The 22,689-nt window shown below is 62.3% G+C and carries 18 protein-coding genes and 2 tRNA genes; 5 read left to right on the top strand and 15 right to left on the bottom strand.

Annotation, left to right across the window (positions count from 1 at the left end; all coding sequences use genetic code 11):
• Positions 1-50 precede the first annotated feature (50 nt).
• The 6 genes from M1D89_RS08195 to M1D89_RS08170 all read right to left on the bottom strand — a co-directional run bounded on the left by M1D89_RS08195 (position 51) and on the right by M1D89_RS08170 (position 7,274).
• Positions 51-1,208 carry an IS30 family transposase gene (locus tag M1D89_RS08195; protein ID WP_498645340.1) on the bottom strand — a complete coding sequence of 386 codons (1,158 nt, stop codon included), beginning with the start codon at positions 1,206-1,208 and terminating at the stop codon, positions 51-53.
• 99 nt (positions 1,209-1,307) lie between these two features.
• The gene (locus M1D89_RS08190) at positions 1,308-2,267 is read right to left on the bottom strand and encodes an aldo/keto reductase (protein WP_498649677.1); all 960 of its coding nucleotides are present in this window, start codon (positions 2,265-2,267) and stop codon (positions 1,308-1,310) included.
• Positions 2,268-2,309: 42 nt separating this feature from the next.
• On the bottom strand, positions 2,310-4,064 hold the full coding sequence (locus M1D89_RS08185) for a glycoside hydrolase family 13 protein (protein ID WP_498649675.1): 1,755 nt from the start codon (positions 4,062-4,064) through the stop codon (positions 2,310-2,312).
• Between the two features lie 76 nt (positions 4,065-4,140).
• Complete coding sequence (locus tag M1D89_RS08180; protein ID WP_498649673.1) at positions 4,141-5,016, bottom strand: carbohydrate ABC transporter permease; 876 nt, start codon at positions 5,014-5,016, stop codon at positions 4,141-4,143.
• Positions 5,016-5,960, bottom strand: coding sequence for a carbohydrate ABC transporter permease (locus tag M1D89_RS08175; protein WP_498649671.1), 945 nt, complete (start codon positions 5,958-5,960; stop codon positions 5,016-5,018). The genes M1D89_RS08180 and M1D89_RS08175 overlap by 1 nt, the downstream gene beginning before the upstream one ends.
• 24 nt (positions 5,961-5,984) lie before the next feature.
• Positions 5,985-7,274, bottom strand: a complete 1,290-nt coding sequence (locus M1D89_RS08170; protein ID WP_498649669.1) for an ABC transporter substrate-binding protein — start codon at positions 7,272-7,274, stop codon at positions 5,985-5,987.
• Positions 7,275-7,513: 239 nt separating this feature from the next.
• Here M1D89_RS08170 and M1D89_RS08165 point away from each other — a divergent pair, with 239 nt between their 5' ends.
• Entirely contained in the window at positions 7,514-8,737 is a 1,224-nt protein-coding gene (locus tag M1D89_RS08165) for an ROK family protein (protein ID WP_498649667.1), read from the top strand.
• A gap of 45 nt (positions 8,738-8,782) precedes the next feature.
• On the opposite strand, the gene M1D89_RS08160 is transcribed toward M1D89_RS08165, so the two are convergent.
• From M1D89_RS08160 to M1D89_RS08120, 9 genes are all read right to left on the bottom strand, one after another.
• Complete coding sequence (locus M1D89_RS08160; protein ID WP_498649665.1) at positions 8,783-10,354, bottom strand: Na+/H+ antiporter; 1,572 nt, start codon at positions 10,352-10,354, stop codon at positions 8,783-8,785.
• A gap of 140 nt (positions 10,355-10,494) precedes the next feature.
• Positions 10,495-11,151 (bottom strand): SDR family oxidoreductase, encoded by a 657-nt coding sequence (locus M1D89_RS08155; RefSeq protein ID WP_498649663.1) that lies wholly within the window; start codon positions 11,149-11,151, stop codon positions 10,495-10,497.
• A gap of 65 nt (positions 11,152-11,216) precedes the next feature.
• Positions 11,217-11,290 (bottom strand) — tRNA-Met (locus M1D89_RS08150).
• A gap of 61 nt (positions 11,291-11,351) precedes the next feature.
• A tRNA-Thr gene (locus tag M1D89_RS08145) sits at positions 11,352-11,423 on the bottom strand.
• A gap of 152 nt (positions 11,424-11,575) precedes the next feature.
• Complete coding sequence (locus M1D89_RS08140; RefSeq protein WP_498649661.1) at positions 11,576-12,115, bottom strand: LysM peptidoglycan-binding domain-containing protein; 540 nt, start codon at positions 12,113-12,115, stop codon at positions 11,576-11,578.
• Positions 12,116-12,327: 212 nt separating this feature from the next.
• Positions 12,328-14,493, bottom strand: a complete 2,166-nt coding sequence (locus M1D89_RS08135; RefSeq protein ID WP_498649659.1) for a DEAD/DEAH box helicase — start codon at positions 14,491-14,493, stop codon at positions 12,328-12,330.
• 394 nt (positions 14,494-14,887) lie between these two features.
• Positions 14,888-15,544 (bottom strand): MOSC domain-containing protein, encoded by a 657-nt coding sequence (locus M1D89_RS08130; protein WP_498649657.1) that lies wholly within the window; start codon positions 15,542-15,544, stop codon positions 14,888-14,890.
• Between the two features lie 31 nt (positions 15,545-15,575).
• Positions 15,576-16,250, bottom strand: coding sequence for a response regulator (locus M1D89_RS08125; protein WP_498650920.1), 675 nt, complete (start codon positions 16,248-16,250; stop codon positions 15,576-15,578).
• Entirely contained in the window at positions 16,247-17,782 is a 1,536-nt protein-coding gene (locus M1D89_RS08120; RefSeq protein ID WP_498649655.1) for a sensor histidine kinase, read from the bottom strand. The genes M1D89_RS08125 and M1D89_RS08120 overlap by 4 nt, the downstream gene beginning before the upstream one ends.
• A gap of 152 nt (positions 17,783-17,934) precedes the next feature.
• On the opposite strand from M1D89_RS08120, the gene M1D89_RS08115 reads away from it, so the two are divergent.
• Genes M1D89_RS08115 through M1D89_RS08100 form a run of 4 tightly spaced genes read left to right on the top strand, consistent with a single transcriptional unit; the run spans position 17,935 to position 22,636 of the window.
• Positions 17,935-18,687: a Tat pathway signal protein gene (locus M1D89_RS08115; protein ID WP_498649653.1), complete on the top strand. Its 753-nt coding sequence runs from the start codon at positions 17,935-17,937 to the stop codon at positions 18,685-18,687.
• Between the two features lie 2 nt (positions 18,688-18,689).
• Complete coding sequence (locus M1D89_RS08110; protein ID WP_498649651.1) at positions 18,690-19,895, top strand: glutathionylspermidine synthase family protein; 1,206 nt, start codon at positions 18,690-18,692, stop codon at positions 19,893-19,895.
• Positions 19,892-21,418: an APC family permease gene (locus M1D89_RS08105; protein WP_498649649.1), complete on the top strand. Its 1,527-nt coding sequence runs from the start codon at positions 19,892-19,894 to the stop codon at positions 21,416-21,418. The genes M1D89_RS08110 and M1D89_RS08105 overlap by 4 nt, the downstream gene beginning before the upstream one ends.
• A 42-nt stretch (positions 21,419-21,460) precedes the next feature.
• Complete coding sequence (locus M1D89_RS08100; protein ID WP_498649647.1) at positions 21,461-22,636, top strand: acyl-CoA dehydrogenase family protein; 1,176 nt, start codon at positions 21,461-21,463, stop codon at positions 22,634-22,636.
• The last annotated feature ends 53 nt before the right edge of the window (positions 22,637-22,689 follow it).

Here is a 22,689-nt window from a genome sequence, read left to right as displayed (position 1 = left end):
ACCCAACTGAGTCGCAGTTAAGGCCGTTCTGAGCGGGTGGTTTCTAGCGGTTATCGCAACAGGAAGGTTCTGATCATCTCATTGGGGGTGCAGAAGTCGAATCGTTGGCGGGGTCTGTCGTTGAGTTCGTGGGCGACGTAGTCGAGGTCGGTTTGGCTGTAGATGCTTAGGTCTGCGCCTTTGGGGAAGTACTGGCGCAGGAGCCCGTTGGTGTTCTCGTTCGAGCCGCGTTGCCAAGGTGAGTGGGGATCGCAGAAGTAGATGTCGATGTCGGCTGCGATCTTCACTTCCTTGTGCCTGCGCATTTCGGTGCCTTGGTCCCAGGTCAGTGAGAGCCTCAGTTCGTCGGGAAGGGCGCCCATTTTGCGGATCAGCCCATCCCGAACAGACTCGGCACGGTTTTGACCGGTCGGGACATGGAGGAGCATCACGAACCCGGTTGTGCGCTCCACGATGGTGCCGATGGCGGTTTTTCCGTCCTTGCCTACGATCAGGTCCCCTTCCCAATGCCCTGGCACGGCACGGTCTTCGACCTCGGCGGGACGGTCGGCGATCATGACCTTGTCCTGGATTCTGCCGCGGCGTTCGTCGGGGCGGCGTTGGGGTTTGCGCAGGGTCCGGCCGGTGCGCAGGTTCTTGACCAGTTCCCGCTTTAGCCCGCCCCGGGACTCGAGATAGAGGGACTGGTAGATGGTCTCGTGTGACACCCACATCTCCGGGTTGTTCGGGAAGTCCTTGCGGAGTCTGCCAGCGATCTGGACCGGTGAGTCTTTCTTTTCGAGCCGCTTTTCGACTTCCAGGCGCAAGGGCTTGTTGCTGTTGAGCTTAGCGGTCTTGGGCCTGGCTGCCCGGGCGTGGGCGCGGGCATGGGCGGTGGTAGCCCGGTAGAAAAAGACCTTGTCAGCGTTCCGCCGGAGCTCCCGGGAGATCGTTGACGGGGAACGACCCAAACGTCTGGCGATCTCACGGACCGATTCCTTGCCCCGCCATAACGAGATCAACTCCCGCTCCTGGAACGATAGGGAACGGCCGGTCAGGGTCCGGCCCCGACGGGGCCGGACCCCTCCTGAGGACCTCAGCTCACGGCGGACCGTCGTTACGGACCACCCGACGAACGCACCAGCATCTTCAAAACGGGCACCGTCCGCAACCTGCTGCCAGAACGACTGGACAACCTCAGCAACCAAACGATTCGTGAACTTCACCATGGCAATCGACACCCTTCAATAATCAGGTGTTGCGATCACCGCATGATTCAGCGCGTTGGAAACGGCCTCAACTGCGACTCAGTTGGGTTAAAACCGGCGTCAGGGGATGTTGTTTCCCCGCGCTGCGACCCACAGTCCGTACCACTCGGCACGGGTCATGTCAGCAGCCACGCAGGCGGCATCGGCGCAAGCAGCGATACGGGCAGGATTGGTGGTTCCCACTACCGGCGAGATCCTGGCAGGGTGCTTCATCAGCCAGCCCAGCAGTACCGACTCCGGCGTGGTGTTCTTCTCCCCCGCCAATTTTTCAAGCATGTCCGCGGTAGCCGATTCGGCAAGCGAATACTCCGCAGACGGCGCACCTGTATAGCGCCCTTGGGCCAACGACCCGTATGCCTGCAATTCAATTCCCTTGGCCATGCAGTGCTCAAGAGTCCCATGCGGAAAGCTGTATTCCAGACCCTCCGTGTGGTTGACCAGCACAGTGCTCTCCAGCCAATCCCGTCGCAGCAGGCTCATTTCCAGCTGGTTCGCCACGATGGGCGTCTCCAACTCGTCCTGCAGGAAGGCGATCTGGGCGCCGGACATGTTGGACACACCCAACTGCCGCACCTTGCCTTCCGCCATGAGCTGTCCGACGGCGTCCGCCACCTCGCGCGGGTCCATCAACGGATCGGGCCGGCGCAGGAGCAGCACGTCCACGTAGTCCGTCTGGAGCCGTTTCAGGCTTTCATTGACCCGTTCGAGGATGGCGTCACGGCTGAGGTCGTAATGTGTCTCCAGCCCGCGCTCCCCCAGCCTGATCCCGCATTTGGTCTGAAGCTGGATCTTGTCGCGCAGACCCTGCGAACGGGCGAGGACTTCACCAAACACGGCCTCGGACTTTCCGCTGCGATAGATATCTGCATGGTCGAAAAGCTCAATGCCGATCCCCAGCGCAGCTTCAATCACCGCGGCTGCCTGATCGATCTCCGAAGGCCCGTAGGACGTACCGCCCCAAGGGCCGCCGAGTCCCATGCAGCCATAAATAAGGCGTCCCCGCCCGTTCGCATATGTCATAACTTCAGTATTCTGCCCCAGCGTCCGGATTGTCCGCAGCGCTTAGGCGTTGCGGACAATCCACGCAGTGGTGTCGGAGGGCAATTTGCCGCCCTCCAGGGGTCCGCTTGCTACCACGATGTTGCCTTCCGGAAGCTCCACGGGCTTGCTGCCGAAGTTAGTCACCGTGTGCCAGCCGCCGGGGCGGCTGAAGTGGAGCACGTCCTGGTTGCCGGTCTCCACCCACTCAAGTTCCTCATCGGTCTGGAGTTCGCTCCGCAGGCTCAGTGCCTTCCGGTAGAGCTCCAGGGTGGAACCTTCCACGGCCTCCTGCTTGGACACTGCATAGTCCTTGAACCACTCCGGCTGCGGAAGGTGTGCCTTGCCCGCGCCGAATCCGAAGGAAGGACCCTCCGCGGTCCACGGCAGCGGTACACGGCAACCATCGCGGCCAATCTCGACCCCTGGGTTACGGAAGAAGGACGGGTCCTGACGTTCGGAGTCAGGAATTTCCGAGACTTCACGCAGGCCTAGCTCTTCACCCTGGTAGAGGTAGGCAGAGCCGGGGAGCGCAAGCAGCAAGAGCGTCGCGGCGCGTGCACGACGCAAGCCAAGTTCGACGTCGAGCTCTTCAGCCGGCGCGCCGGCCAGCAGCCAGCCCTTGCCGTCCTGGCCTTTGGGCTTGTCGCCGGTGATGTCCTGCGCCGCATTGGTTCCCTGCGCTACGGAACCGCCCTTGGGCAAGCCGTAACGGGTGGCGTGACGGACGACGTCATGGTTGGAGAAGACCCACGTGGAGGAAGCCCCCGACTCCTTGGCTGCTACCAGGTTGTCCGTGATGATCTTCCGGAAAGAGGCAGCGTCGTAATCGGACTGCAGGAGGTCGAAATTGAAAGCCTGGCCCAGTCCTTCGGGGCTGGCGTAGCGGGAGCGGCGGGACTCGTGGACCCAGGCCTCCGCGACGGCGGTGCGCGGCGGGTTGTACTCATTGAAGAGTTTGCGCCACTCGGCGTAGACCTCATGGACTTCGTCGCGGTCCCAGAACGGGTGGGAACCGTCGGTGAAGCCGTCCGTGCCATGGGCCTTGGCTTCCAGGTCAGCCTTCATGGGCAGCGGCTCGGAAAGATCCTTGGCCATGCCGTGGGCGACGTCGATGCGGAAACCGTCCACGCCGCGATCCGACCAGAAGCGCAAGGTCTTCAAGAAGTCCTCGCGGACCTCCGGGTTCTCCCAGTTGAAGTCCGGCTGCTCCTTGGCGAAGATGTGCAGGTACCACTGTCCGGGCGTGCCGTCAGGCTCGGTGATGCGCTCCCAGATGGGTCCGCCGAAGACAGAGTCCCAGTCCGACGGCGGCAACTCGCCATTTTCGCCCCGGCCGTCGCGGAAGATGTAGCGGTCGCGTGCCGCGGAGCCCTTGGGTGAGGCCAGCGCTTCCTTGAACCACTCGTGGCGGTCAGAGGAGTGGTTGGGAACGATGTCCACCACGATCTTGATCCCTGCGGCGTGCAAGGCTGCGGCCATCTCGTCGAAGTCCTCAAGAGTCCCCAGCTTCGGGTCCACATTGCGGTAATCGTCCACGTCGTAGCCGCCGTCCGCGAGCGCCGACGGGTAGAACGGGCTCAACCAGACGGCGTCGATCCCAAGCTCCTTCAGATACGGGACTTTGGCCGTGATGCCCTTGATGTCTCCAAGTCCGTCACCGTTCGCGTCGTAGAAGCTGCGCGGGTAGATCTGGTAGACGGCCGCTTGGCGCCACCAATTGGGATCGGACATGCGGCGGGCGTCAGTGCGGTGTGCCTGAGTGGCGGAAGTGCTCACGAAACTCCTTTGATTTAGAATCTAAATTTATCTTCTGGACCAGTATGAAACGCCGGTCCGGGAAGGTCAACAACGGCTAGCCCTTTACGGCACCTTGTGTCACGCCGGCCATGACCCAGCGCTGCGTAAACAGGTAGGCGACGATCGCCGGCGCCATCGCCATCAGGTAAGAGGCGAAGGACACGTGGTAGTTGTTGCTGAACTGCGTTTGGAAAAGGTTCTGCCGCACGGGAAGCGTCTGCATTGCCGGATCGGAAATAATCAGCGACGGCATCATGAAATCGTTCCAGGCGTAGAGGAACGCGAAGATCCCCACGGTTGCGCTCATCGGTGCCAGCAGCGGGAAAATCAGTTTCCAGAAGGTCTGCCAGGTTGTTGCGCCGTCTATTCTGGCGCTCTCTTCCAGTTCCATCGGGATGGAACGCAGGAATGCGGTGAAGAGCAGGACGCTGAAGCTCAGCTGGAACATGGTGGCCAGCAGGATCACGCCGAACGGGTTGTCCAGGCCGAGGCGGCCGGTGAGCTGAATCTGCGGCAGGGCAACCACAGGGAAGGGGATGAACATGGCTCCCAAAAGGTAGAAGAACGAGTACCTGAACAACCGCCGTTCCCAGTTCCGCACGATCGCGTAGGAGGCGAAGGCAGCCAGGATGATCGTGGCAACTACGGTCCCCGCCGTCACCAGCAACGACATCGCGGCCCCCACCGGGAAGTTCGTGAGGGTCCAGGCCTGGAAGAAGCCCTCGAGACTGAAGGGTGCGGGGAAGGAGAAGGCATTGCCGTCCACCGCCTGCCCCTGGGTCTTGAAAGCCATGGAGACCGTGACATACAGGGGAAGAAGCACAGTCACTGCACAAAGAACGAGGACAGTGGTTGCCGGCCAGTTGACGCGTTCCACTTTGGAGCTGGATTTTTTGGTCATCAGTTGGTTGGTCATCGATTCGTTGGTCATTACAGTGCATTCCGTCCGCGAGTCAGCGAGAGCTGTACGAGAGAGATGAGGATGGCGACCACGAAGAAGATCGTTGCGTTGGCCATCTGATAGGCGTAGTCGCCGCCGTTGAAGCCGGATATGACGGTCATCGCGATGCTCCGCGTAGAGGTTCCCGGGCCTCCGTTCGTCAGCCCGACGATGATGTCGTAGGCATTGAGGAAGCCCTTGAACCCGAGAATGATGTTGATGACCACGTAACCGGCCACCAGCGGAAGCGTGATCTTCAGAAGCTGCTGGAATTTGCTCGCTCCGTCGATTTCCGCGGCCTCATACACATCTCCGGGCACCGCAACCAGGCCCGCAATATAAATGAGCAGAGCCCCGGGGACTGCCTGCCAGGCTGTGACCAGCACGATCGCAATCCAGGCGAGGTCGGGATTGGCCAGCAGGCTGCTTTCCAGCCATGGAATTCCTGCTGCAGTACCAAGCGACGGCAGGGAGTTCGAAAACAGGAAGTTGAAGACGTAGGCGATGATGATGCCGGAAACCACCATGGGGATGACAAAGATGGTCCGAAGCGCCGACTTCATCCGGATACGCGCGGTAAGCCCGACGGCAAGAAGGAAGGCGATCACGTTCACCGCGATCACTGTGACAATGGAGAACCCGAAAGTGAAGAGGTAACTCTGCAGGATCGCCGGGTCACTGAAGATCGCGATGTAGTTGGTTAGGCCAATGAACTCCCAATCACCGATTCCGATGGAGTTCGTGAAACTGAAGAAGATGCCCATGATGCCCGGAATCGTGATGGCCAGCGTGAACAGAATCAGGCTGGGCACCAGGAAAAGGTAGAAGATCGGTTCAACGCGCCGCCTGCTGCGGGGGGTTTGGTGCCCCTGCTTTTGGCGGCCCTGCTTGTGAAGGCCCTGCTTGGACGTGGTGGGGGTGGTGATGGTGGACATGTAGCTGACTCCCTATGGTCTGCACTACTGGCGGAACGCCAGGCGCGCCCAATCTGCGTCGAGGGTGCGGAGGGTGGATGCAGGGGGTGCGCCGAACACGATTGCCTGCGTGTAGTTCATGATGGGGATGGTGCGGGGAACGAGCACCGAGGGACCCTGATAGACCTTGCCGTTGTCGTAGTACTCCACCATTCCCTCAATCCGAGGGTCCGGGACGTTTGCGGTCTCCTTGGTGGGCGTGAAACCCAGCTGCGATTTGTTGTAGGCATCAATCACCTCGGGCCGGTACAAATACTCGAGGAAGCCTCGGGCAGCGTCCTTATGCTTGGAGGCCTCCGGAATCCAGGCTGCGAGGTCCACGTTGACGCGGACCCGCAAGTCCTCGGGGTCCTCAGTCATCGGCAGCGGAAAGGTTCCGAGCTTCAGGTCCGGGGCGGTCTTGGCGATCTCGCTGAAGGCCCACGGACCTTGCAGATACATCGCAGCTTTGCCCTGTGAAAACGCCAGGTTGCCGTCACCGTACGCCCGGCTGGCAGCGTCCTTGTTCACGTAGCCCTTGGCCAACGTCAACATTTTCTGCACGGGCTGGTCAAAATCCTTCTGGAATGACACTGAAGACTCCGGCCCGACGTCCACACCTTCAGCTTCAAGCTTCTTGAAGAAGTCAAGGGTGTCCACTTGGCCGCCTACCGAGTAGTCAAACCACCCTTGGGCAATGGTCCAGTCATCCTTCCAGGTGGCATAAAACGGCGTTACTCCAGCGGCTTTCAGCGCTTCACACGCTGCGATCAATTCGCTCCAGGTGGTGGGCACGGCAATGTTGTTGGCAGCGAAGATTTCCTTGTTGTAGATCACGGAGGACGCCATGACCGAATACGGCAGGGCACTGGTCCGGCCGGGATACGAACCGTACTGCTCCATGAGCGGCCGGAGGTCCTCGCGGATGCGGGATGCTGCCTCCGTCCCGGACAAGTCGCTCAACGCTCCGCGCTGGACGAACCGGGACGTCTCCATGTTGTAGTTGGCCAGGGCGATGTCCGGCGGGTTTCCGCGAACAAAACTCGCGGACACGACGTCGACGCCGGAAGTGTCGAGTACCACCTCGGTTTCATCCTGGGACGCGTTGTAGTCGGAAACAAGTTTGGTCATGAACCCGATGGCTTCGCGTTTGCTGAACGTGAAGCGGATCGTCTCTTTGTCCGAATTCCCGCTACTACCTGAGTCCCCGGCGCAGCCGGAGAGTGGGCCGGCGAGCAATGCCAAGCCCAGGCCTATTGCTGCCAAGCGTTTCCTGCGTGTCGATTTCACAGACACCGTAGCCCTTTCGTCTTGCGGACCTCAGTGGCCGCATTTCCATCGTGAGGCGGACCATGCGCATCGCCACCCGAAGTTTAGATAGGTGCTAAATTTATGCCCTATCGCTAACCATGGTGAGTGATGCCCGCCACAGGGTCAAGAGTTTGGTGAAATGCGTCGTCATCTAAATTTATGTACTAAATTTAGAGAGATCGATCTATCACTCCGATGGGACGGCTGAAAAGTGGGAGCTCCGTATGCAGACCGGGACCGCACCGTCAACGCAACTGGTACGCAGGGTCAACGCCAGCGCCATGCTCAAGGCCATGCGCGGCGCGGGCATCGTCACCGGCACCGAGCTGATGGCTGCCACCGGGCTCTCACGAGCCACCGTCATTTCGATCTGCGACGAACTGGTCCGACTCGGCTGGCTCCAGGAATTGGAAAACCAGCGAGGAGCCGGTGACTACGTCAAAGGCAGGCCTGCGCGGCGCTTCGCTTTTGACGACAGTGCGGCCAGCGTGATCGGCATTGACATCGGCGCCAACAAGATCACAGCGATTGTGGCCGACATGGCCGGTACGGCCTTGTCCCAGGTCACGATGCCTTTCCGCGCCTACAACGTGCCCGCCAAGGAACGCGCAGACGTGCTGGACAGAATCGCGGCAGAGGCCTTGGAAAAGGCGGACGTATCCGCCGACTCTGTTCTCGCCGTGTCTGTTGGCGTGGCCGCCCCGGTCAGCCGCGCGGGCGAGGTCCTCAGGGCACAGGAATTCTGGAAGTCGTTTGATGTCCGCAAGATCGTGTCCGAGCGACACGGTTGGCACGTACTTTTGGAAAACGACGCCAACCTCGCAGCCCTCGCAGAACGCTGGCAGGGCAGCGCACAGGGAGTCGACAACCTGGTAGTCATGCTCGCCGGCGACCGTTTGGGGTCCGGCATCCTCGAATCCGGCCGTTTGCTCCACGGGCAGGTTGGTGGTTTCGGCGAACTGGGATACCTGGACAACGTGGACGGCGTAGGCGACACCTACGGCATTGCCCACTACGCAACACTATGGGGCAGGGAAGCCCTCGATTCCGGCGCGGAAACGAAACTGCGGGTTCTGTGCGGTGGTGATCCCGAAGTCCTGACGGCGGAGATGGTTTTCAGGGCGGCAAAGGAAGGTGACCATGCAGCGCGCAAGGTCATGGACCGTATGGCGCACCGCATGGCCCGGGTGATTGGCTCCATCAGTACGTTGGTCAATCCCGAGCTGGTGGTTATCGCCGGAGCCGTCGCGGCTTCTGCCCAGACCCTGATCCCAGCCATGGAAAAGCAGGTGCCCGAGTTCACTTTCACTCCCCCACGCCTTGCAACATCAGCTTTGGGAGACGGCATTGTGTCCCTCGGCGCGATCCGCCACGCCTTGGACTATGTGGAAGAGAATGCACTGGATCTCTATCCGGCCTCACTGTCGAAGCAGGTTGCCGCGGGCTGATCAGGGATTGACCTGAGTTGGCAAGAACGTAGTCCGGCATGGACCTTAGTCCGGCATTGACATGGTCCGCAGGTCCAGTTGCCGCAGGACCCTGTCAGCCACTTCCGGATCGGTCCCTGGCTCGTTGCGGGCTGCCACCACTTCCTGGCGGGCGGCATCGAGGGCGATGGTCTGCACGGCGATGGACAGCTCCCGTCCACGCTTGCGCTTCTCAGCAACGGATTCGTTCTGCAGCGTGCCATCCAAGAGCTCGGCATGGAGGCGGCGCATCTTTTCCTTGACCAAGGTCACCTTTTCGGCGGGGAGTTCCTTCATGAGGTCATGGTCTTTCAAAGCAGCCACGGCCGCCGACTGGGCGCGCTTGGCCAGGACCTTGGCCGCGTCCTGCTCATGTGATCCGTCCTCCGTCGCTTCCAGGACGCGCATGAGCCACGGCAGGGTGAGGCCGGGGAGGACCAAGGTGGCCAGAAGCACCGCGCAGGCAATCACCAGGATCTCGTGACGGGCCGGGAAGTCGCTTCCATCCGGCAAGGTCATGGGGAGGGCCAAAGCAAGGGCCAACGTGGCCAGGCCGCGCATGCCGCACCATGTCAGGATCAGCACTTCCTTGGGTGACGTTGGTTGCAACAGGTTTCTGCGCTTACGTGCCGTGAGGGCGAGGAGGCCCAGCCAGAGGAAGCGCACCACGAACACCAGGATGCAGATCACCACGGCCATGCCAATCATCCCGAATATGGCAGTACCTTCATCGCGGATGACGTGACGGATCTCCAGCCCCACCAGCCCAAAGGCCAGCCCTGTGGCCAGCAGCTCCACCACGTCCCAGAAGGCGGTGCGTGTAATCCGCTCTGCAGCGTCATGCGGCCGCGTATGACGCTGCAGTTCCAAGGCGGTGACGACGACGGCCACCACACCTGAGGCGTGCAGCTCTTCCGCGAGAATATAGGCGGCAAAAGGAACAACCAAGGTCACGGCACTACGGGCAACCATGGAGGTGACCAGCTTGGTGATGAACTTGGTCAGCCAGCCCATCGCGATGCCAATCAGAACAGCCAACGCCGCGCCAATGACGAACTGCGGAATAACTTCCGGGCCCACTTCCTTGCCGGACATTGTTGCTGCCACCGCTGCCTGGAAGATCACGATTGCCGCGGCGTCGTTGAAGAGTCCCTCGCTCTGGAGGACCGTGATGAGCCGGCGCGGCATGTGCACGCGGCCGGCCACGGACTCCACGGCAACGGGGTCCGGCGGGGCCACCATGGCACCCAGTGCAATGGCAGCCGGGATACCGATACCCGGGATCATCAGCCAGGCTGCACCGGCCACCACTGCGGTGGACACCACCACCAGGGCCACAGCCATCAGCAGGAGCGTCCGCCAACGCACACGGAAAACCGCCCAGGAACTCTTCTGGGCCGTTGCAAAAAGCAAGGGTGGAAGGAAGATGGGCAGAATCAGTTCAGGCGAAATCTCAAATTCGGGGAAGCCCGGAATGAAGGTGAGCGCAACAGCCAGAAGCAGCATCAGGACGGGGTAGGGAAGCCGGAGCCTGTCCCCCAGGCCCACTGCAACCACCGTCGCAAGCAGCAACCCGACAATGAGCGCCAACTGATCCATTTTCCTGCTTCCCCTGAAGTTGCACGGCACTTCCCCAGGCGAAGCCGAAAAAGTTCCCTACCAACATATCCCGGTGCGCAGGCCTATCCCGGCGAATAGGCAACGCTTGCATAGGCAGCGATTGATTCGGCAGCGCTGTGTCAGTCCTCCGTGAGGGCGTCCACAACATCGTCGGTACCATCCTTGAACGTGATGGTCCTGTGGATGGTCCCCGGCAGTTCCAGGACGGCCGCCGTCACCAAGGCAACGTTGGCCCTGGAGGTCTCGGTGCCATTGCCGGGGTTGGCTGGATCCGTTTCGATCAGACCAGTCGCGGGCTCGTTCGTCAAAGTTCCCGGGCCCAGGACGGTCCAGTCGAGGTCAGTGCTCCGCAGGTAGTCGTCTGCCGCCGCTTTGGCCTCGGCATAGGCGAAGAACGGGTGATCTTCCGGGACGCCGTGATCTTTGGCGGCTCCAATATAGGACACCATCACATACCGTTTGACGCCGGCCTCGGCCGCGGCGTCCATCGAGCGGATGGCAGCGTCACGATCCACGGCATAGGTCCGGGCAGGATTGCCGCCGCCGGCCCCGGCCGACCAGACCACGGCGTCGTGGCCCTTGAACGCCTGTGCGAGTTCCGCCGTCGTCGAATTTTCCACGTCCAGCACCTCAGCACTTGCACCCGTCTCCGTGACATCTGCCACATGATCGGGATTTCGGATGAACGACATGACGTCGTGACCTTCGCCACTAAGAATGCGGGACAGATGCAGGGCCACTTTCCCGTGGCCGCCAATGATTGCGATTCGGCTCATGGACCCATTCTGTCCCACAGAACGAAAAAAGACCCCGCAGGCGAATGCTGCGGGGTCTTGCTCTGTAGCGGTGGGGAGGCTCGATCTCCCGACCTCACGATTATGAGTCGTGCGCTCTAACCAACTGAGCTACACCGCCACGAATGAGAAAAACCTGTGTCAAGCCGGTCAAAACCGCCTTGACACAGGCCCTCATCCAGAGCCCCCCACCGGAATCGATCCGGTGACCTCGTTCTTACCAAGAACGCGCTCTACCACTGAGCTAGGGGGGCAACGAGTAAATACTCTACCGGACGTTTTCGGAAGCTACAAATCGGCGAAAAAACGCGGAAAAGCAGCGCCGACACAATTTGCGAAGACGCAGATTTCCTGATCCATATTTCGCGCCGCTGGCAATCACCGTCGGCTCTTTGGGCGGATCGAATCAGGGCAGCCGGAGAACCTGCCCAGGGTAGATCCGGTCCGGATTCGGCACCGTATCTGCGTTGGTGGCGATGAGCGCTCCAAGGTCCACACCGTACTGCGCAGCGATTCCACTCATGGTGTCTCCCTGCTCCACCACAACCTCCGTGACCCGCGGCGCCACCGGACCCGGCTGGCCGGTCCCTGCAGCGGCCTCAGAGGCGGCCTCCTGCGCCTGCGGCTGGACTTCCGGGGCCTCGGGTTCCAAGCCCTCCTGCTCGGCCTCCTGCGCTGCTGCTGCGTCCGCAGCTGCCTGCTGCTGGGCTGCCTGTGCGGCAGCAGCCTCCGCAGCGGCCTTGTCCGCGGCGGAAACCTCGACGGCGGCAGCATCCTCCGCTGCCTGGCTCGCCGCACTCTGGTCTACTGCGCCCTGGTCTACTGCGCCCTTGTCTACCGCGCCCTGGCTCGCCGCATCCCGGTTCACGGGAGCTGCCTCGCTTCTTTCGCCAGCACCCTTGCCGCCGAAGCCCAGGTTCTTCTTCACGTTATCCAGCAATCCCATGGAGCACCCTCCTGATTTCTGCTTGCGTTCAGCCGTGCCTCGATCGTACGGCGGAGCCCGGCCCCATGGAACCCGGTCTCGTTCGAGACTCCCACGCAGAAGGGCCAGAAAAGCGAACAAGGCCCGGGGTGAAGCCTTAAACGCGTCAGGGGGCCGGCTCGAAAGCCGACCCCCTGACGGGAACTACTTAGTGATGATCACCAAGAGAGTGTTTACCACTTGCCCTTGCGGTTGAAATCGCGGTGTCCGCCTTCGCCGCCACTGCGGGGCTTGCGTGCGCCATCACCGTGACCGCCGAAGCGTGACCCGCTGGCCTGGCCGCGATCGCGGTCGCCGAAGCTGCCTGCGGTGCGCTCAGAACGGTCGCTGTAGGAGCGGCCGCCACGGTCGGCGGAGGTACGCTCGCCGTCGGACTTACGGAAGTCCTTCTTGAAGCCACCGGCACCCTTGAAGTTTCCGCCGCCACGGTTTTCGCGGTCGCCATAGCCACCACGTCCACCAGCGCCGCCGCCTTGGTAGCTGCCACGGTCGCCAGTGGGCCTGCGACCGTTATCCAGCTCGAGGTTGATCAGTTCGCCACCGATGCGGGTGCGGGACAGTGCGCGCAGCTGCTCGGGGCTCAGGTCTGCCGGGAGCTCCACCAGGGAGTGGTCCGAGCGGATGTCGATGCCGCCGATCTGTGCGGAGGAGATGCCGCCTTCGTTGGCAATGGCGCCAACGATGGAGCCCGGCATGACGCGCTGGCGGCGTCCCACGGAGATCCGGTAGGTAGCGTTGCCCTCGGTGAGTGCACGGGTGGGGCCACGGGAGCCGAAGCCGTCCTTGGAGCGCTCGCGCTTCTGGTACTCAGGAGCGGCAGGCAGTTCCTTGACCAGCAGCGGCTGTCCACCCTGGGCCATGACGGCCAGGGCTGCAGCGATTTCCGAAGCCGGAACGTTGTGCTCTTCCTCGTAGGAGGAGATGAGATCGCGGAACGCTGCAACATCCTCAGACGCGAGGGTCTCGGTGATGCGCTCGGCGAACTTGCCCAAGCGGAGCGTATTCACGGTCTCAGCCGTGGGCAGGTGCATCTGCTCCACCGGCTGGCGCGTTGCCTTCTCAATGGAACGCAGCAAGTACTTCTCACGCGGCGTCATGAAGAGGATGGCGTCACCGGAACGGCCTGCACGGCCCGTACGGCCGATGCGGTGCACGTAGGACTCGGTGTCGTGGGGGATGTCGTAGTTGATCACGTGGCTGATGCGCTCAACGTCAAGGCCACGGGCCGCGACGTCGGTAGCCACGAGGATGTCGATGCGGCCTTCCTTCAGCGCGTCAACGGTGCGCTCGCGCTGCTGCTGCGGGATGTCGCCGTTGATGGCGGCAGCCTGGAAGCCGCGGGACTTCAGCTTGTCGGCGAGGTCCTCGGTAGCCATCTTGGTACGCACGAAGGCGATGACGCCGTCGAACTCTTCCACCTCGAGGATGCGGGTCAGGGCATCCAGCTTGTGCGGGCCCATGACCTGAAGGTAGCGCTGCTTGGTGTTGGCGCCGGTGGTGGTCTTGGACTTCACCGAGATCTCGGCCGGGTTGTTCAGGTACTGCTTGGACATGCGGCGGATCTGGCCCGGCATGGTGGCAGAGAACAGCGCAACCTGGCGGGTCTCCGGGGTCTGCTGGAAGATCTGCTCCACGTCATCGGCAAAGCCCATGCGCAGCATTTCGTCAGCTTCGTCCAGTACCAGGTACTGGAGTTCGGAAAGATCCAGGGAGCCCTTGGCGATGTGGTCAATCACGCGGCCGGGGGTACCGACAACAACCTGTGCACCGCGGCGCAGGCCTGCGAGCTGAGGGCCGTAAGCCGAGCCACCGTAAACCGGGAGCACGGTGAAATCGTCAATGTGCTTGGCGTAGGAGGTGAATGCCTCCGCAACCTGGAGGGCCAGTTCACGCGTCGGAGCCAGGACCAGGGCCTGGGTCTTGCGGGACGGGCCGTTGAGGTCATGAAGTTCGGCCAGGCGGGACAGGGCAGGAACAGCGAAAGCTGCGGTCTTGCCGGTACCGGTCTGGGCGAGGCCAACAACGTCGCGGCCTTCGAGGAGCAGCGGGATGGTGGCGGCCTGGATGGGGGACGGCTTTTCGTAGCCGACATCCTGCAGGGCGGCCAGAACGCGTCCGTCGATGCCAAGATCGACGAAGCGGACGCCTTCTTCTTCCTCGTCTTCTGCCTTGGGGGCAGGAGCTTCGGTGAAGGTGGGGGCTGCAGTCTCAGCTGCAGCGGTCTCGACGGGGGCAGCGGCAGCAGCCGGTGCTTCAGCTTCGGCGGGTGCGGAGGTCTCTGCTACTTCAGCGGACTCAGCAGTGGTGGCGTCGAAGTTTTCGTTGAGATTTTCGGTCATAGGGGGAAATTCCTCATCCATAGGGCAGTCGGCGCGGCCCGGTTGGGCTGGCCGCATTACTCGTCGCGAGAAACAGGAAAAGGTGCCCTGCTTTCGCAAGAAGTCCGGCGCTATCGCAATCCCATGGCAGGACTTCCCGCTGCATCTCTTGGCTGCTATCCCAGCAGTCTGTACAGCGTTTTCTTTAGCCGGCTCTCCCTATGAAAATGCCCGCACACATTTGCGGGCCCCAACACTTACCAGTCCTGCCTCAAGAATTGGGCAGGATAAAGGGATTTCCGGAGTGGGGGATATTTCAAGTGTAGGGCACGGAGGCCCATCACCGCGAGTTGAGAGTCCGCTAAGTCCGGGTGAGCTTGTTCACACCGGGTTGCAAGGCTCCCGCACCAAGGTTCTAGAGCCCGTTTCTCCGCAGTACCTTTTCGAAAACCGGGTGGTAGTCCTCCTGCAAACGGATCTCCCCATCGGCGTCCGCATCCAACAGGATCTGCACCAGTTCAGGGGTGGGCTCGCTGAACCACTGCCCCACAGTAATGCCATGTTTGGGAACGAAGGTGCGGTGAATATGGTCCCCCGCGGAAATGGTGCCTGTCTTGATCACGCGGAGGTAGGTACCAACCCGGCCGGCCTGCGTGAAGCGCTTCACCCATTGGGATTCACCGATCACCCGCTGGAAAGTGGCGCACGGCACACGCGGGGACGTGACTTCCAGCTCCACATCCAAGCCAATCTTCCAGCGTTCGCCGATGACCGCGCCGGTGGTTTCGATTCCAGCCACGCGAAGGTTCTCTCCGAAGACGCCAGCCGGCAACTCCCGCTGCAACTCACCTGACCAGTAGTCCGCATCCGCCTGGGAATACGCGTACAGGGCTTGGTCTTCGCCGCCGTGGTCCACCCGGTTCGCCTGAACATCCCCGTGGAGCCCAAGTTTATGAACCTTGGCTGGCCCCTCCACCGGACGCTTGTCCATGCCCGTGACTCCCACACTCCCCTCGGGGTCTGGCAGCAACTGGTGGACACGGCAGACGGCAAGGAGGGATGCGGTGTTCATGTTCACAGTGTACGGACGGGCAGCTCCAAGATTAAGGATCGAATCGGTAGCCCATACCGGCTTCCGTATGCAGGTGCCGGGGCTCGGCGGGATCCCGCTCCAGCTTTCGCCGTAGCTGGGCTATATATACGCGCAGGTACTGTGTTTCCTTCGCGTACGCCTGCCCCCATACCTGGGTGAGGATCTGCTGCTGGCTCACAAGCTTTCCCTTATTGCGGACCAGCAACTCCAGGATGTTCCATTCCGTGGGCGTCAGGCGCACTTCCGAGCCATCCTTGAGAATCTTCTTGCCCGCCAGGTCAACCATGAAGTCCGTAGTGGCCAGCGTTGGTTCCTCATGTTCGGTCACAACACGGCGCGAAGCGACCCGAAGCCGCGCAAGCAGCTCATCCAGACCGAAAGGCTTGGTCACGTAGTCGTCCGCACCGGCGTCGAGCGCTTCAACTTTGTCCTCCGAGGCGTGTCGGGCGGACAGCACAATGATGGGCATATTGCTCCAGCCGCGGATGCGTCGGATGATCTCCACCCCGTCCATGTCCGGCAGGCCAAGGTCCAGCACCACGATCTCCACAGGTTGCTTGGCCGCGGCCTGAAGGGCGTCGGCACCATTGCCCACCGTCAATGCCTGGTAGCCATGGGCTTGAAGGGTGATCTGCATGGCCCTGGCGATACGGACTTCATCCTCGACAATCAGCACCAGCGTCATTGCGGGCCCCCGGTCCACAGCGGCAGCGTGACCACCATGGTCAGCCCGCCACCCGGCGTCGGCTCCGCTGCTAGCCTGCCACCCATGGCCTCGCTGAAACCCTTCGCGACAGCCAGTCCCAAGCCAATCCCGCCACCAGCGCTGGCTCCGCCTCCCATCGCAGGCAACGGCTGATCACCAAAGCGCTGGAACGGTTGGAAAATATCCACCACTTCCTTCTGCCCTACTCCGCTTCCGTGATCGATGATCCTCAGTTCGCTGGCGGGCCGGTCCCCCAAGGTAATGCCGGCGCCCGCACGGGCGGTGAGGACCACATCCGAGTCCGGCGCGTACTTCACGGCGTTCTCCACGATGTTGGCCACCACCCGCTCAAGCATTCCGGCGTCGGCCTGCACCGGGGGAAGGTTGGGCGGGAGTTCATTGCGCAACCGCTCTTGGGGGATCCCCCGTAGCGCCTGCGGCAGCACCTCAGCCCACACTATTCCGGTCAACAGCGGATTGACCGCGTCCGCGGTGATGCGGGACATGTCCAGGAGGTTGTCCACCAAATGGTCCAGTCGGTCCGCATAATCCTCGATGGTCTCCAGCAACTCCCGCTCAACATCCGGCGGAAAATGCACATCCTCCTGGCGCAAACTGCTGACGGCGAGCTTGATCCCGGCCAAGGGCGTCCGAAGGTCATGCGACACAGCGCGGAGGATGGACGTCCGCATCTTGTTGCCCTCGGCCAACCGGACGTTATCCCGCCGGCTCTTCACCAGCTGCTGCCTCTCCCGGACAGCCACCACGAAAGCCCCGAACGCAGCCAACAACCGTTGATGTTGCGCTGACAACGGCCCGCCACGCAGCAGCAGGGTGTAGTGGGGATCGACGACGGCGGCATGGTGGGCGGCGGCATGGGTCAACGGCGGATTCGGGCCGGCACTCGCCAGGACACGCAGCTCGGGTGGGGTACCGGCTGATGAACCTTGAGCTGATGAGCCCAGCCCGGACGAACCCAGCAGTGTTACCGCCTCCATGCCCAAATTGCTGCGCACTTTTTCAAGAAACGATTCCAAGCTCCCATCCGAGCTAAGAATCTGCAGGGCGAGCCCACTAAGGGCCGTAGCCTCGGCCCCGGACCGAGCCGCCTCCTGGGCACGGCGGCTTGCGAGGCCCACGGCGAGCGCCACCCCACAGGCCACCGCAAGGAAAACCACCAACGTGAACAACGTGGTGGGATCGGCGATGGACAGGGACCCGACGGGGTCGGCGGAGAAGTAGTTAAGAAGGAAGCTGCCCAGCACCGCGGCCACCACTGCCGGCCACAAACCACCGATGGCCGCCACCGCAACAGCTACTGCCAGTTGCAACAGCATGATCATGGCGAAGTTGCGGAACCCGAGGACAGTTACCAGGAGTTCAATGCCGGGCGGCAACAGGACAGCCAACACCAGACCCGTGATGACCCGGGCGGAGCCAATGCCGCGAACCGGCGGAAGCCGCAGCAGCACGCCGTCGTCCACGTTGCTATGTGCTTCAGGTCCCGGCATGGCTACATCCTTACATGGTTCCGTAGATGGGGACTTCTTCCCATTTACGGCTGTCATCAGTGCCAGCACCGCGCACAAGGACTAGGCTTGCTCTGAGCATTCTGGTCCGGCGTGGCGCCGGACACTTCAACGGTCTATCCAGGGGGATATACATGGACCCGAAAGACAGCCCTGACGCGGCCGGCAACAACGGCAGCAGCAGGGACAACAACGGCGACTTCGGAGCGGGCAACAACCAGCCCAAGCCTCCTCCATGGCAGGTACCCAAACCTGAACTCCATCCTGAGCTGTTCATGCCCGTGGAAAAGGACCCGAGTCAAGGCGGCCCCGTGAATGGCCGCTCCGTGAATGGCCGATCCGGCAACGGGAGCACTGGCAAGAGGAAGAAAACCCCCGCCGGGGCACAGCAGGGCGGAGCATTCCCATCCGGGGCACCCCAGCCCGGCCAGCCCCTCCCCGTGGTTGACCCCTTCGCCAAAGAACGCGAACGCGGTGAAGCCGAGGCAGCAAAGAAGAAAAAGCGCTCGCAGCGCCGCACCGTGGTGGTGGGTCTCGGTGTGACTGCCCTCCTGGCCGGAACCATCACAGCGATCGTAGCCAGCAACGAGAAGGAAGCCGACTACGCACAGGTCTGTTTCAATGAGGAAACCGGCGAGCGCGTTGACGACAACCAGTGCGACAACAGCAGTTCGGCGGGCCGCAGCTCTGCGATCTACGCCTGGTACTTCTATTCCCGCGGGGCCAGTGTGCCCGCCGTGGGCCAGAACCGCAGCTCCTACCCGAGCTACACCAAGACTGTGCCCACCGGGGCCAAGACAGCCACCGGATACAGCACCAAGGGCGGCACAGTAAGCCGCGGCGGCTTTGGCAGCAGCTCCAAAAGCGGCGGAAGCTCGGGAGGCTAGGCGTGCGTCGACTGCCCTCCGAGCCCAGGCCGGACTGGAAGCAAAAGATCGAAGAACAGGGCCTGGTATTTTCCACTACCACCATGCCCGATGGCCGGAAAATCGAATACTGGAACGAATCGGCATACTACGAATTCACCATGGACGAGGTGGAAACCCTCGAGAAGACGGCCGAGGACATGCACATCATGTGCTTGGAGGCCGCGAAGTACCTGGCCACCGGGGCCATGGGCGATATCGGCATCGGGCAGCAGGCGTTGGAACTCGCCGGCGAATCACTGCTGGCCGCCGACATGGACATTTACGGCCGCTTCGACTTCATCTATGACGGCAAGGGCGGTCCGGCCAAGATGCTGGAGTACAACGCCGATACCCCCACCGGACTGATCGAAGCCTCCGTGGCCCAATGGTTCTGGCTGCAGGACGTTTTCCCGGAGAAGGACCAGTGGAACGGAATCCATGAGGCCCTGATCCGTCAGTGGAAGAAGCTGCAGTTCCGTACCGGCATGAGCACCCTGCACGTTGCCCACTCGGAGGCTGAGGAATCCGGCGAGGACTGGATGACTGCGGCCTACATGCGCGATGTAGCGAGCCAAGGCGGGTGGACCACCATTGGCATCAACATGTCCGATATTGGCTGGGACCCCAACTTGAACCGGTTCGTGGACCTGGACAACTTCATGATCAGCACCATGTTCAAGCTGTACCCGTGGGAATTGATGATGAAGGAGCCCTTCGGACACCGCCTCCTCCAACGCGCCCACAACCCCCGCTGGGTTGAGCCGGCGTGGAAGATGCTGCTGTCCAACAAAGCCTTGCTGGCTGCGCTATGGCATCTCTACCCCAATCACGAGAACCTGCTTCCCGCCTACCTCGGCGATCCAGGTCCCCTCAAGGAGTGGGTGGCCAAGCCGCTGCACGGACGTGAGGGCGACAACATCCGCATTCATGCCCCGGGCATCGAGATCCAGCAGCCTGGTGGTTACGGGCGCGAAGGCTGGTGCTTCCAGCAATACCATTCCCTCCCCGACTTCGACGGGAACCACCCGGTACTGGGTCTCTGGGTAGTGGATGGCGAATCCGTGGGGTGCGGGATCCGCGAATCCGACGGACCAATCACGGACTACTACTGCCGCTTTGTCCCCAACACCATCGACGCCCCGGCGCCTGTCGCGCCCCCTGCTACTTCCTACGGAGCTGCACTATGAGCACTGAAATTTCGACGCCGGGTGGCGGCCCAGCGGGCGGCGACCGTACCGCCGTCGTGCCTTCCAAAGGCCTCCATGCCGGGATCCTTGACCTGGGCGACTCCGTCATGCTTGGCCTTGCGTCCACCGCACCCGTCTACTCGCTGGCTGCCACGCTGGGCCTTATTGTCGCGGTCAACGGCAACTACACTCCCCTGATCCTGATCCTCGGCTTCATCCCGGTGCTGTTCATTGCCTACGCCTTCCGTGAGCTCAACAGCGCCATGCCCGACTGCGGCACTACGTTCTTCTGGGCCCGCAAAGCTTTCGGCCCGTGGGCTGGTTGGCTGGGCGGCTGGGGCGTGGCCCTCGCGGGCGTGGTGGTGCTGGCCAACCTGGCGCAAATCGCGGGCAAGTATCTGTGGCTGCTGATCGGGGACGGTTCCCTGGCCGACAATACGTGGCTGGTGACCGCTACCGGCGTTCTGTTCATCGTGTTCATGACGTATGTGAACCATCGCGGCATTCGGCTGGGCGAGCACATCCAGCGCACCCTGACCTATATCCAGTACATCGCGCTGGGCATCTTCGCGGTGGCCATCGTCGTCCGTATCGCCGGTGGCGCGCCCGAAGGGCAGCCCTTCGACTTCGAGTGGTTCAACCCTGCCGGCGCCTTTGCCGACCCCGGTGCCGTGGTTCACGGTGTCCTGCTTGCCCTGTTCATTTATTGGGGCTGGGACACGTGCCTGGCGCTGAACGAAGAAACGGAAAACCCGGCCAAGACCCCCGGCCGCGGCGCCGTGATCTCGGCCTCTGTGCTGGTGGCGATCTACGTTTCCGTGGCCCTTCTGGTGATGATGTACGCCACGATCGGTACCGACGGTATCGGGCTGGGCAACGAAGCAAACCAAGACGACGTCTTCCTAGCCATGAAGGACGTTGTGTTGGGACCTTGGGGCTGGCTGATCATCGTGGCCGTGCTGGCGTCCGTCCTGTCCTCCACACAGACCACCATCCTCCCGACTGCCCGCGGAACCCTCTCCATGGGGGTCCACGGTGCGCTGCCGCCCCGGTTTGGCAAGGTCCACGAGCGCTTCATGACGCCGGGCTTCTCCACTCAGGTGATGGGTGCGGTGGCCGTGGTGTACTACGTGGCCATGAGCTTCCTGAGCGAAAACCTGCTCTCGGACTCCATCAGCGCCATCAGCCTGTTCATCGCGTTCTACTACGCACTGACCGGCTTCTCCTGCGTATGGTTCTTCCGCTCCACGCTCCGGGACTCGGCACGGAACCTGTGGTTCCGAGGCATCCTGCCGTTCCTCGGTGCGCTGTCCCTCACCGTGGCGTTCTTCATCTCCGCAGTCCAGATGTGGGACCCGGCGTATGGCGACACGCAGATCTTCGGCATCGGCGGGGCGTTCGTTAGCGGCGTGCTGCTGCTGGCCCTGGGCGTCGTTTTGGCCGTGGTGTGCCGCTTCGCACCGTCCACCCGTGGCTACTTCACGGGTGACCGCGCAGAGGCTGGGGCTGTCCGCGGTGAGTAGGCGGTGCTGCTGGCCGGCGGGTTAGCCACTTAGGATGCTGGAATGAGCGACTCAACGACGAACACCTCCGACGTCCTTGCCCTCGATTCCCTGCTGACTGCGGACGAGCTGGACCTCCGCGACCGGGTCCGCGACTTCACCGCGCAACGGATCCGTCCGAACATCGCGCGCTGGTACGAGGACGCTCATTTCCCACGCGAGCTCGCCCCGGAGTTGGGCGAGCTCGGTGTCCTGGGCATGCACCTGGAGGGTTACGGCTGTCCCGGGCGGACCGCCGTCGAATATGGCCTTGCGGCAATGGAACTGGAGGCCGGGGATTCGGGGATCCGCACCTTCGTCTCGGTGCAGGGCTCCCTGGCCATGACAGCGATCCATAAGTGGGGCTCGGAGGAGCAGAAAGAACAGTGGCTGCCGCGGATGGCCGCAGGCGAGCTGATCGGTTGCTTCGCACTGACGGAGCCAACGGCGGGCTCGGACCCGTCGTCCATGACCACCTTTGCCCGCGAAAGTGCCGACGGCTGGGTCCTGGACGGGGCAAAGCGCTGGATCGGGCTTGCTTCAATCGCGGACGTCATGGTGGTGTGGGCGAACACCGAGGACGGAATCCGCGGCTTCCTTGTTCCCGCCGGAACGCCCGGCGTGACCGCGACGCCCATCGAGCCGAAGCTCTCCATGCGCGCCTCGGTTCAATGCGATGTAATGTTCGACGGCGTGAGGCTGAGTCCCGAGGCCATCCTCCCGGGGGCGTTCGGGCTTAGGGGACCTTTCTCTTGCCTGAACGAGGCGCGGTACGGTATCGCGTGGGGTGCCATGGGCGCTGCCCGCGACTCGTACGAAGCTGCGCTGGAGTATGCCGGAAACCGACTCCAATTCGGCCGCCCGCTGGCCGGCTACCAACTCACGCAGGAGAAGCTGGTGAACATGCTGGTGGAGATCCAGAAGGGCACCATGCTGGCGCTTCACCTGGGCCGCTTGAAGGATGCCGGCCACCTTCAGCCCCAACAGATTTCCATGGGCAAACTGAACAACGTCCGCGAGGCCATCAAGATCGCCCGCGAGGCACGCACCATCCTAGGCGGTAACGGCGTCACGCTGGATTACTCACCGCTGCGCCATGCCAACAACCTGGAGTCGGTCCGGACCTACGAGGGCACGGATGAGGTCCACACCCTGATCCTGGGCCAGCACATCACGGGCATCGGGGCTTTCCGCGGCTAGCCCACCCAACTAAGTAGCAGTTCAGGTCGTTTTCAGGTCTGAGAACGACCTGA

The organism is Arthrobacter sp. D3-18, assembly GCF_054408525.1.
This window is presented reverse-complemented; position numbering and strand designations above follow the sequence as displayed.